Raw genomic sequence first — 11,048 nt, 5'->3', positions numbered from 1 at the left:
ACGACCGGGCCCGGAGAAGGTGTCCACCGAGTTCCGTCGCCCGTGGCGTTCTCCGGCGCGGGACACCCGGGTCCGCGACTCCCGGCATTACGGGCATGGCCCGGCGGGGCCGGTACGGGACAGCGGGCTCCCCGGCCTCGCGGCTCCACATAAAGTAGCGGAATGGTGATTCTGGACGGCGGCCTGGCCACCCATTTGGAGGAGCTGGGCGCGGACCTGCGAGACGACCTCTGGTCGGCGAAGCTCCTGCTGGAGAACCCCTCCGTGATCCGGCAGGCGCATCTCGACTACTTCACCGCCGGTGCCGAGGTGGCGATAACGGCGAGTTATCAGGCGAGCATACCGGCGTTCCTGCGGCGCGGACTGAGCGCCGCCGAGGCCGAGGATCTGATCCTGCTCTCCGTGCACCTCGCCGCCCAGGCCAGGGACACCCACGGCTCCGGCACCGTGGCCGCCAGCGTCGGGCCGTACGGCGCCTACCTGGCCAACGGCGCCGAGTACACCGGAAAGTACGACCTCGACGAGGACGGCCTGACCGACTGGCACCGCGATCGCTGGCACATCCTGGCCGACAGCGAGGCCGACCTGCTGGCCTGCGAGACCATCCCCTCCTACCCCGAGGCGAGGGCACTCCGGCGGCTGCTGGCCGAGACGCCGGGGATGCGGGCGTGGGTGAGCTTCTCCTGCCGCGACGGCGAGCACATCAACGACGGCACCCCGCTGCGGACCGCGGCCCGCCTGTTCGCCGGCAACCCCCAGGTGATCGCGATCGGCGTCAACTGCACGGCACCGCGCCACGTGCTCAACCTGATCTCCCAGATCAAGGGCAAGCCCACCATGGTCTACCCCAACTCCGGCGAGGTCTGGGACTCGGCGAACCACCGCTGGCTCGGGCTGGCCGACCCGGTGGAGTTCGGCGAGGCAGCGGCCGGGTGGAACGCGGCGGGTTCCGCCTTCGTCGGCGGCTGCTGCCGCACCACGCCGGAGCACATCCGCCAGATCCGCGCCCACCTGACCTGACCGGGTGAGGTCCCGCCGTCACCTCGCCGGCGGGACCTCGGCGGCCGGGCCAGGGCCGTAGCGCTCCAGATGCCGGTTCCGCCGGTCGCGAAGCAGGCTTCTTAAAACGTTTTAGTAGCGATGAGAGGCTGAGCGGCAGGTGCGAGCAGCATCAACGCCACGTCAACGCCACTGGGCGGATCATCGAATTGGTACGTTTTCACCAGCTGGAACCGCGTACTACCTCCGGGCACCGCGACGGCCTACGGTAGTGATCGGCCGGCGCCCAGGGCGTCGGAGCGCGTTCCGCCCCCGGGAGGTCTCTTGTTCGTCGACATGCCCCTCGACCAGCTCAGGCAGTACCGGCCCGAGCGCCGGGAACCCGGCGGGTTCGACGCCTTCTGGGCGAGGACGCTTGCCGAGACCCGCGAGCACGACCTGAACGCCGTCTTCACCGAGGTGGAGACGGACCTGGCCCTGGTCCGCTGCTTCGACGTCGGCTACGCGGGCTTCGGCGGTCAGGAGATCAAGGGCTGGCTGCTGCTGCCCGCCTCGGCCGAGGAGCCGCTGCCGTGTGTGGTGCAGTACATCGGCTACAACGGCGGCCGGGGTCTGCCGCACGACTGGCTCACCTGGCCCGCGGCCGGATGGGCGGTCCTCGTCATGGACTCCCGCGGGCAGGGCGGCGGCTGGCGACCCGGCGACACACCCGACCCGGTGGGAGGCACCGGGGCGCAGAGCAGCGGCAAGCTCACCCAGGGCGTGTCCGACCCCGACGACTACTACTTCCGGCGCCTCTACACCGACGGGGTCAGGGCGGTCGAGGCCGCCCGCGCGCACCCGCTGGTGGACGCCTCGCGCATCGTCGTCTCCGGCGGCAGCCAGGGCGGCGGCCTCGCGATGGCGGTGAGCGCGCTGGTACCCGGCCTGCTGTTCGCCTTCATCGACGTGCCGTTCATGTCGCACATCCGCCGGGCCGCCGAGATCACCGACGAGGACCCCTACGCCGAACTCGGCCGGTTCCTCAAGTCCAACCGCCACCGGGTCGACCAGGTCTTCGCCACCCTCGACCACTTCGACGGCATGAACTTCGCCGCCCGCAACACCACGCCCGCGCTCTTCTCCGTCGGCCTGCGCGACGGCATCACCCCCGCCTCCACGGTCTTCGCCGCCTACAACCACTACGCTGGCGACAAGGACATCCGGGTGTGGGCCTTCAACGGCCACGAGGGGGGCGAGTCCGACCAGATCGCCGAGCAGCTCAGGATCGCCAGGAAACTGCTGACCGGCTGACCGCCCGATATGGAGCAAAACGTTTTACTTAAAAGCCGGAGGTAAGCCGTAGATGGTGACTTCACTGGCACTTGCCCGGTTATTACGTTTTAATCAGTGCACATGAGTTCGGTGAGCATCAAGGAAGTGGCCGCGCGGGCCGGAGTCTCCCCGGGAACGGTCTCCAACGTGCTCAACCGCCCGGAGAAGGTCGCCGAGTCCACCCGCTCCCGGGTCGAGGAGGCCATTCGTGAGCTGGGATTCGTCCGGCACGGCTCCGCCTCCAGCCTGCGGGCCGGGCACAGCCGCACCGTCGGCCTCTCGGTCATCGACATCGGCAACCCCTTCTTCACGGATGTGGCCGCCGGGGTCGAGGAGGCGGCCAGCGAGCGCGGGTACGCGGTGATCCTGGGCAACTCCTCGGGCGACAGGCTCAAGGAGGAGCGCAACCTGCTGGTCTTCGCCGAGCAGCGGGTCCGCGGGGTGCTCATCACCCCCGCCGGGGGGAACCTGGCCAAGCTCGACCAGCTCAGGGAGCGCGGCATCAACGTGGTCCTGGTCGATCACCCCGCCGAGCGCGCCGACCAGTGCTCGGTGGCGGTCAACGACATCACCGGCGGCTTCCTCGCGGTCTCCCACCTGCTGGCCGCCGGGGCCGACCGGATCGCCTACGTCACCGGCCCCCTCACCATCCGCCAGTGCTCCGACCGCCTGACCGGCGCCGAGCGGGCGCTGGCCGCGGCGGGCCGCGACCCCGGGCAGACGCTGGAGGAGGTCGCGATGAACGCGATGAACGCCAGGTCCGGGCAGCAGGCCGCGGAGAAGCTCGTCGCCGAGGGGCGGCTGCCGGACGCCGTGTTCTGCGCGAACGATCTGCTGGCCCTCGGCATGCTGCGGGGGCTGCTCCACGCGGGCGTGCGGGTCCCCCAGGACGTCCTGCTCATCGGTTACGACGACATCGACTTCGCCTCGGCGTCGGCGGTCTCGCTCAGCTCGATCCGGCAGCCGACCCACCGGCTCGGCAGGGTGGCCACCGAACTGCTGCTCGACGAGTGCGACAACCCGGAGTCCCACGCCCACCAGCAGGTCATGTTCCAGCCCGAGCTGATCGTCCGCGAGTCGACCCGCTGATCTCCGCCTGGCCGGCCGCCCGGGACGTTCAGGTGCGCTCGCGCGCCTGAACGATGGCCTCCTTGGCGGCGCGGGCGGCCTCGGCCTTGGCGCTCGCGGCGTACCTGTCGACGTACTCCTGGCCGGAGAGCTCCATCAGCGCGTACATGATCTCGTCGGTGACGGCGCGCAGCACGAGGCGGTCCTCCTCCATTCCGTAGTAGCGGGTGAAGTCCAGCGGCTTGCCGAACTTCACACCGGGACGGATGCCCAGCTTGGGCAGGATGCGGCCGGGAGGCATCACCTCGAAGGTGTTGACCATCGCCCACGGGATGACCGGCACGCGCGACTCCAGCGCCAGGCGGGCCACCCCGGTCTTGCCCTTGTAGAGACGGCCGTCGTGGGAGCGGGTGCCCTCGGGATAGATGGCGAGCACATGGCCCTCGTCAAGGATGCGCCTGCCGGTGCGGAGCGCCGCCTCGCTGGCCTTGCCCCCTGAGCGGTCGATCGGGACGGTGCCGACACCACTGAAGAAGGCTCTGCTCAGCATGCCCTTGAGGCCGCGGCCGGTGAAGTAGTCGGACTTGCCGAGAGAGATCACCTTGCGCCGCAGGAAGAGCGCACCGAAGAAATGGTCGGCGAACGACAGGTGGTTTCCGGCCAGGATCACCGGCCCCTGCCTCGGCACATTGTCCACGCCCTCCACCCACGGGCGGAAAATCACGCGGAGTAGGGGTCCGAGGATCGCCTTCACCACCCAGTAGAACACTCCATGCTCCTTCAGTTGACAGGCGAGGACCTGGAGTTATCCTCCCACTTCCGACCTCAGTCACCTACACCACCGAACCACCCAAATCGACCTCTCGCAAAACACGCCCCAGTCGTGCGACGATCGGGCGAACCTTACAAGGAGCCGCGATGCCAGTCATGCCCGGTGCGGAGGCGTACCACCATGCGGGAGGACAGATCGGCGTCCTGCTCTGTCATGGATTCACCGGATCGCCGCAGTCCCTGCGTCCGTGGGGCGAGTACCTGGCGGCGGCGGGCATCACCGTGTCGCTGCCACGACTACCCGGCCACGGCACCACCTGGCAGGAGATGAGCCACACCCGCTGGGAGGACTGGTACGCCGAGCTGGACAAGTCCCTGGCGGACCTGCGCGGCAACTGCGCCGAGGTCTTCGTCATGGGCCTGTCGCTCGGCGGCTGCATGGCGCTGCGGCTGGCCGAGGTGCACGGCGACTGGATCAGGGGGCTGGTGATCGTCAACCCGTCGGTGGCCAACGACGTGCCGCTGCTCAGGCTGGCCCCCCTGCTCAGGTTCGTGATCGCGTCGGTGCCCGGCGTGGCGGGAGACATCAAGAAGGAGGGGGCGACCGAGCTCGGCTACCCGCGCACACCGGTCAAGGCCGCGGCCACCCTCCCCCGGCTCTGGTCACTGACGCAGTCGGAGCTGAGCAAGATCACCCAGCCTGTACTGGTTTTCCATAGTCCACAGGATCATGTTGTGAAACCGGCGAGTGTGCGTATTCTGCGTGAGAGGCTGACCGGGGGGAATCTGAATGTGGTGGAGCTCGCCAACAGCTACCACGTCGCGACTCTTGACAACGATGCGGATCAGATCTTTGCGGGGAGCCTGGAGTTCATCAAGACGAACGCGTCTGTACCCTTGCAGAGAGACTGATCCCGAGCGGAGGATGCGCGGTCTCCGGGAGAAAGTGATCGGCCGATGAACAATGGGCCCAGCTAAGTGACACCTCAAAGTGACGAGGACGAGGTCTGGCGTCAGATCGTCGCGTCCTTCAACAACCCCGCCGAGCATGACTCGGCACATCAGCCGTGGCCGGACAGCGAGAACCTTCCGGCCGAACCTCCGCGACGGGTGATCAAGCAGTCGGACGAGGAAGACCTCCTACGTGAGGACGACCTGGCCGACGACGACTCCGACAGCGAACGGAGTGACGGCGAGGAGGAGGAGGAGGAGCACTACGTGCCTCCGCCACCACCCCCACTGCCCAAGACCGACGCCACCACCAAGATCGCATGGTTGGCCCTGTTCGGCGGGCCCGCCTACCTGTTGCTCAGCGCCGCGCTCAGCTGGAACCTGCAGGGCTGGATGCTGTTCACCGCGGTCGCCGCGTTCATCGGCGGTTTCGTGGCGCTGGTGGTCCGCATGGGCGACGGTCCGCCCAACGACTCCGGCTGGGACGACGGCGCGGTCATCTGAGCGGGGCCCGGCCCTACGGCTTGGCGTGCACCGGGGTGCCGAAACGCTCGATCACGTCCGTGTACTTGCCGGAGGCGTCGACCACGTGGCCGACCGACCACACGGTGCCGGTGCCCGGCAGATAGGTAACGGCCTGGAGCCTCACCGTCCGGGAGTCGGTGCTCTCGGGACCGCGCAACGCCTTGACCTTGTGCCCGTCGTAGCGGAGCAGGAACGCCTCGCCGGGCCGGTCCAGATCGACCCCGGAGATCCAGAAGTGGCCCTTGCGGTCACCGGTCACCCCGTACAGGCGGATGTCACCGGCGGGCGGGGACACCCGGGACCACTTCTTGCCGTTCCACGACAGAATCAACGGGACGGTCTCGCCGGCCCCCCGGTAGAGACCGCCCACGGCGAGTGCCCGCTTCGGCCCGTCGAGGTGGACGTCACGCAGGTAGCCGCCGGGAATCTCGGGGGTCTTGAAAGGCTTCCAGCGCCCGCCGGACTGCCTCATGATCAACGGCTTGCCCGCGGCGTCGCCCACCGCCCACCCGTCGCTCTTGCCCGACAGCGCCACGCCGTACAGCATGCCCCTGCCGGAAAGCTGGGTGAGCTTCCACTTCGAACCGGTGCCGGTCACGAGCAGCGGCTGCTTGTCACGGCGGCCGACGGCGACCACCCTGCCGGGGACGGCCGCCACCCCGCCCAGCCAGTCACCCGCGTGCAGCTTGTCGACGACGACCCTGTCGAAGGCCGCCCCGTCTCCCTTCGCCAGGTAGGGAAGACCGTCATGTCCCTCACCGACGGCCCACAGCTCCGACGCCGAGGCCGCCGCGACGGAACGCAGGGGCCCCGCGCCCGTCGGGTCGTTGCGGATGCCGACCTCTTTCCAGGAGGAACCGTTCCAGTGGGTGATCGCGCCACGGCTCTGCCAGACGTCCCAGACGCTCTGCTGGCCCACCGCCCACACACTCGTGGCCGAGATGCCCACCACGTCGGAGAGTGATCCGTCACTGCTCAGGCCCGCGCTGGCCGGAGCCTGCCAGGCCTCGGCCACGGGCGGGCTGACTGGATCGGCATGTGCTGGAAAGGTGTGCGAGGACAGCAGGACTAGGCCTCCCGCGCAGAGAGCCAGCGCACGCCGCGGAAGGCGACGGGTCATGTTTCAAATGGTACGGGGCTCGTCCCCTCCCCGCGTCCTGGTCTCTCCAGTTGACGGGCGCGATCCGGAAAGGCGCCCTACCGTTCGTCACGAAAACCCTGATCCCACCGGTTTTCTCAGCTCCCCGGGAAAGCGGGCTCTTCAGAGGTGAAGTCCGGGGTGCCGATGATCCAGTTCAGCGACCACCGGCAGGTGGTCGGTGGCGGCCACCAGGTCTGCCGGATCGGCCTCGACACCCCCGCAGGAGAGCACGGGGAGGCCGGCCACCGCGAAGATCGCGTCAATCCGCTTGTGCGGCCCCCTGGCCGGGAAGGTGAAGCCGTCACCGCGCGGTGAGACCGGGTAGCAGTCGGTCAGCCGCTCGGCGAGGTGCTGCCAGCTCGGCTGCCCGGACTGCTCGTTGATGTCTCCGGCCAGCACCGGCAACGCGCCGAACCGGCCGGCCACCTCTCCCAGGAGCCTCACCGCCTCGCCCGCGTGCCGGCGCCTGGCCGTCTCGTCGAGGTCCAGGTGGATGGAGCCGACGGCGACCCGCCGCCCCTCCGCCTCCACCACGGCGATCGCGATGGCCCGCCGCTCCAGGGGGAAGAAGGGCTCCAGTAGGTGCCCCTCCCCGTGCAGCAGCCGCACGCCGGGACCGGTCAGCACGGCGACACCGCCCCTGCGGCGGCCGGCCGCCACGGACAGTCCGCCGAAGGCGGCCAGCCGTCTGCGCCTGCGGCGCCAGCAGAGGAACCGGGGCGCCTCCTGCACGCAGAGCACGTCCGCGCGGAGCGCGGCGACCACCCGCTTCAGCGCCGGGATGTCGTCCCTCATCGAACGCACGTTGTAGCTGGCGATCCTGAGCACCACGGCTGCCTCACTTCGCGACGCGTGACGTGAGGGTAACCGCGCACCGCCGGACACACCAGCCATCCGTCCCTAATCGGTATACGGGCCGTCGGCGGGCGGGCGGCGGTGCGTGCCGACCGCCCAAGCTCTCCGGCAGAGGTCTACGGCAGGCGCGGCCCGAAGCCGGGCAGGGCCGAGCGGTGCTCCTGCCGGACGCGCTGAGGGCGGCCCGGCGGGGCCTTCCTCAGCGCGTCTTTTCGAGGAGGGCCCCGGTCAGCGCCTGCGGGCGAGATCCGCGGCCCCCACCAGGCCCGCAGAGGCACCCAACTCGGCCGGCCGGATGTCGGCCAGCGGGCGGTGCCCCCGGCCACTCAGGTGCGTGGCGAAGAACTCGCGGGTCTCGTCGATCCACAGATCCGCGGCGCGCGAGACACCGCCGCCGAGCACGAAGCAGCCGGGGTCGAGGACGGCGACGAGGTCGGCCAGCCCCTGACCGATCCAGCGGGCCATCGAGGAGAACGCGGCCAGCGCGGCCGGGTCGCCCTGCCTGGCGGCCTCGGTGACCTCGTGGCCCTCGATCTGTTCCGGCGTACCGCCGGCGATCTTCAAGAGCGTGACGGCCCTGTCCGGCTCGGCCTCGGCGATCTTCCTGGCCTCGTGGACCAGGGCACTGCCGCTGGCGTACTGCTCCCAGCAGCCGAGGTTGCCGCACCCGCACTGACGCCCCTGGGGGACCGCCTGCATGTGGCCGAACTCGGCGCCCATGCCCCAGCGCCCCCGGTAGAGGGAGCCGTCGAGCACGATGCCGCCGCCGATGCCGGTGCCGACGGTCACGCACACCAGGTGGCTCTCCCCTCGGCCGGCGCCGAACCTGGCCTCACCCCACGCCATCGCGTTGGCGTCGTTCTCCACCACGACGGGCAGGCCGACCAGGTCGGAGACCTTCTTCCGCAGGGGCTCCTCGCGCCAGGCGAGGTTGGGGGCGAACCGGACGATGGACCGGGTCTCGTCCACGAACCCGGCGGCGCCGAGACCGACGGCCTCGATCTCGCGGCCCCTGGCGAGCTCCAGGATCGCGTCACCGATGGTGTGGGCGACCTGCTCGGGATTCTCGGCCGGGGTGGGCCGCAGCAGGTGCGCGACGATCTGGCCGTCCTCGTCGACGACTCCCGCCGCGACCTTCGTACCGCCGATGTCCACGCCGATGGTCAGCGCCATTGTCCGTTTCTTCCTCTCCCCCTGGGCTCACCCCAGGTCGATGTGCTCCACGGGGGTGTCCTCGCGCTCCCGTGTCCGCTGACCGGGCGCGGGTTTGCCGAGCCCCTCGACCGCCGACTTGAAGGCGGCGAACAACTCGGTACCGGCCTGCATGAGGTGGTCGGTGACGGCGGCTCCCGACTCACGCTGCGCGGCCATCGCGCGGCAGACGGGGCAGGCCCGGCAGATGTACTCCTCGGGCTCGGAGACCGCCTCCTCCCACACATCCCGCTCTCTTCCTCGACCGCCACCGGAGAACGCGCTGCCGAAACCGGTCATCGTGCCCTTGATCAGATTCTTGCCCAGTTCCCTGGCCGCCTTCTGCTGCAGCGTGTCGAAGAGTTTGAACGCCTCCTCGGCGGCGGTGCCCAGTGGGTCCCTACCTGCTTCGGCCCGCTCCTCACGCACCCGCTCGTCTCGCCCGGTGCGCTCGTCTCGCCCGCGCTCCTCGTTCCCGCCCGGCTCCTCGCGCTCGCCGGGGCGGCCCCACGGGGTCCAGCCGGTCCGCTCCTCGCGCCGGGCCCGATCGGCGCGCTCGAACCACTCGGCGCGCGCGTCGCGCTCGGCCTGCTCCGAGGCCGGGGGCCGCCCGGAATCCGAAGCCTCGGCCACGACCTCGATCCGCTCGACGGACTCGGTCCTCACCTCAGCCGACTCGACCGGCTTGACGGGCTCGGCCGATCCGGTACGCCCGGACTTCGCGGCTCCCCCGGCAGGCTTCGCGCGGCGGCTCTTCTGGACCTTCTCGGCGCCTCCGGTGTCGACGGCCTCGGCGGCGACCTCCGGCGTCACGACGTCAGCGGCCTTACGCGGCTTTCTCGGCGCACGCGGCTTCGGGGTCTTCCCGGCGCCTCCGGTATCGGCGACCTCCGGCGTCACGACGTCAGCGGCCTTACGCGACCTTCTGGGCGCACGCGGCTTCGAGGCCTTCTCGGCGCCTCCGGTATCGGCGACCTCCGGCGTCACGACGTCAGCGGCCTTACGCGGCTTTCTCGGCGCACGCGGCTTCGGGGTCTTCTCTGCGTCATTCGTGTTATCAGTCATCAGGCCCTCCCGCTTCGAACCGTACCCGGAGAAATCCATCTCGGAGCGCGGCTTCCCGCACCGACCTGCGAGCCAGCGCGGCGGGCAGGGCCAGGACCCGGCGGTAGGAACCGGCGTTGACGATCAGTTCGTCGCCCTTGCGCGCCAGATCCACCTCGTTCTTGTCCGCGAGCGGCAGGGCCAGGATCAGCTCGCCCTCGGCGGTGATCCGCAGCGGCGGGTCGACGGAGGGCGGGGCGAAGGGGTCGCTCCCGCGGTACATGGCCTCGGCGACACCGGCGAGGGCGTCGAGGCCGACGGGCTCGGCCTCGAGGTAGGGCACGGTGTGCACGGGCAGCGGCGCGAAGGACTCCTCGACCTCGGCCAGGTGCAGGGCCTGGGCCCGCACCCACCGCTGCCGCCACTCGTCGGCGCCCTCCGAGGGGAAGACCCGGTTGGCGATCACCGCGTCGACGCGGTAGCCGTACAGGCTGAGGGAGGTGAGCGTGCGGCGGGCCTCGGCCAGCACGACGGCCTCCGGGGTGAGCACCAGCCGGACACTCGCGCCGGGCCCGGTGAGCAGCTCGCGCACCTCCAGCAGCCCCCGGTGGAGCCGCTCCCCCGCGCCCACCACGTGGTCTTCCGGCACGCTGACCTGCGCCAGGCGGCGGATCAGCGGGGAGAGGGTGCGCAGCAGCCGCCTGCCTACGGGCAGCAGCCGGTTCACGTGCCAGTCGAGGGCCTCGGGCAGGGCCAGCAGCCTGAGCGTCTCGGCGGTCGGGGCGCAGTCGATGACGATGACGTCCCACAGCCCGGTGCGTGCCTGCTCGCGCAGTTCCAGCAGCGCGATGACCTCCTCGGCGCCGGGCAGCACCGTGATCTCCTCGGCGGTCACCTCGTCGAGGCCGAGCTCGGCGAAGACGCCCCTGGCATAGTCGCGCAGCTCGCCCCACTGGCGCTCCAGCGCCCGTTGGGTGTCGACCTGATGCAGGGAGAGGCCGGGGGCGATCTCGGTGGGTTCCTCCCCCGCGGGCACGCCGAGGGCGTCGGCCAGCGAGTGGGCGGTGTCCGTGGAGACCACCAGGGTCTTGAGGCCGGACCGGGCGGCGAGGGTGGCGGTGGCCGCGGCGGCGGTCGTCTTGCCGACGCCGCCCTTGCCGGTGAAGAGCAGAACCCGGCTCACGTCATC

Annotated in this window: 11 protein-coding genes; 5 read left to right on the top strand and 6 right to left on the bottom strand. The window is 70.4% G+C overall.

The genetic code is table 11. The features are described from left to right. Positions 1-162: 162 nt before the first annotated feature. The 3 genes from mmuM (at position 163) to ACWD3H_RS10980 (ending at position 3,402) form a co-directional block, all read left to right on the top strand. Positions 163-1,020: a homocysteine S-methyltransferase gene (gene mmuM, locus ACWD3H_RS10990; protein WP_350924324.1), complete on the top strand. Its 858-nt coding sequence runs from the start codon at positions 163-165 to the stop codon at positions 1,018-1,020. A gap of 303 nt (positions 1,021-1,323) precedes the next feature. Then, positions 1,324-2,292 (top strand): acetylxylan esterase, encoded by a 969-nt coding sequence (locus ACWD3H_RS10985; protein WP_451954804.1) that lies wholly within the window; start codon positions 1,324-1,326, stop codon positions 2,290-2,292. A 102-nt stretch (positions 2,293-2,394) separates the two neighbouring features. Further along, positions 2,395-3,402 carry a LacI family DNA-binding transcriptional regulator gene (locus tag ACWD3H_RS10980; RefSeq protein WP_451954803.1) on the top strand — a complete coding sequence of 336 codons (1,008 nt, stop codon included), beginning with the start codon at positions 2,395-2,397 and terminating at the stop codon, positions 3,400-3,402. A gap of 28 nt (positions 3,403-3,430) precedes the next feature. Here ACWD3H_RS10980 and ACWD3H_RS10975 read toward each other — a convergent pair whose 3' ends face one another. Beyond that, positions 3,431-4,150 (bottom strand): lysophospholipid acyltransferase family protein, encoded by a 720-nt coding sequence (locus ACWD3H_RS10975; RefSeq protein WP_451954802.1) that lies wholly within the window; start codon positions 4,148-4,150, stop codon positions 3,431-3,433. Positions 4,151-4,299: 149 nt separating this feature from the next. On the opposite strand from ACWD3H_RS10975, the gene ACWD3H_RS10970 reads away from it, so the two are divergent. Further along, positions 4,300-5,064 (top strand): alpha/beta hydrolase, encoded by a 765-nt coding sequence (locus ACWD3H_RS10970; RefSeq protein WP_451954801.1) that lies wholly within the window; start codon positions 4,300-4,302, stop codon positions 5,062-5,064. Positions 5,065-5,130: 66 nt separating this feature from the next. Then, a complete protein-coding gene (locus ACWD3H_RS10965) occupies positions 5,131-5,607 on the top strand; it encodes a hypothetical protein (RefSeq protein WP_451954800.1) in 477 nt (158 codons plus the stop codon). Between the two features lie 13 nt (positions 5,608-5,620). On the opposite strand, the gene ACWD3H_RS10960 is transcribed toward ACWD3H_RS10965, so the two are convergent. The 5 genes from ACWD3H_RS10960 to ACWD3H_RS10940 form a co-directional block, all read right to left on the bottom strand. Next, the gene (locus ACWD3H_RS10960; protein WP_355549676.1) at positions 5,621-6,748 is read right to left on the bottom strand and encodes a hypothetical protein; all 1,128 of its coding nucleotides are present in this window, start codon (positions 6,746-6,748) and stop codon (positions 5,621-5,623) included. Between the two features lie 141 nt (positions 6,749-6,889). Further along, positions 6,890-7,600, bottom strand: a complete 711-nt coding sequence (locus tag ACWD3H_RS10955) for an endonuclease/exonuclease/phosphatase family protein (protein WP_451954799.1) — start codon at positions 7,598-7,600, stop codon at positions 6,890-6,892. A 252-nt stretch (positions 7,601-7,852) separates the two neighbouring features. Beyond that, positions 7,853-8,797 carry an ROK family glucokinase gene (locus ACWD3H_RS10950; RefSeq protein WP_355622208.1) on the bottom strand — a complete coding sequence of 315 codons (945 nt, stop codon included), beginning with the start codon at positions 8,795-8,797 and terminating at the stop codon, positions 7,853-7,855. 27 nt (positions 8,798-8,824) lie between these two features. Beyond that, entirely contained in the window at positions 8,825-9,628 is an 804-nt protein-coding gene (locus ACWD3H_RS10945; protein WP_451954798.1) for a hypothetical protein, read from the bottom strand. Between the two features lie 244 nt (positions 9,629-9,872). Next, positions 9,873-11,042, bottom strand: a complete 1,170-nt coding sequence (locus ACWD3H_RS10940; RefSeq protein WP_355622214.1) for an ArsA family ATPase — start codon at positions 11,040-11,042, stop codon at positions 9,873-9,875. Positions 11,043-11,048 lie beyond the last annotated feature (6 nt).

Source organism: Streptosporangium sp. NPDC002607 (assembly GCF_053592655.1).
Note: the sequence above shows the minus strand (reverse complement) of the source record. Positions and strands in the feature narration are given on the sequence as shown.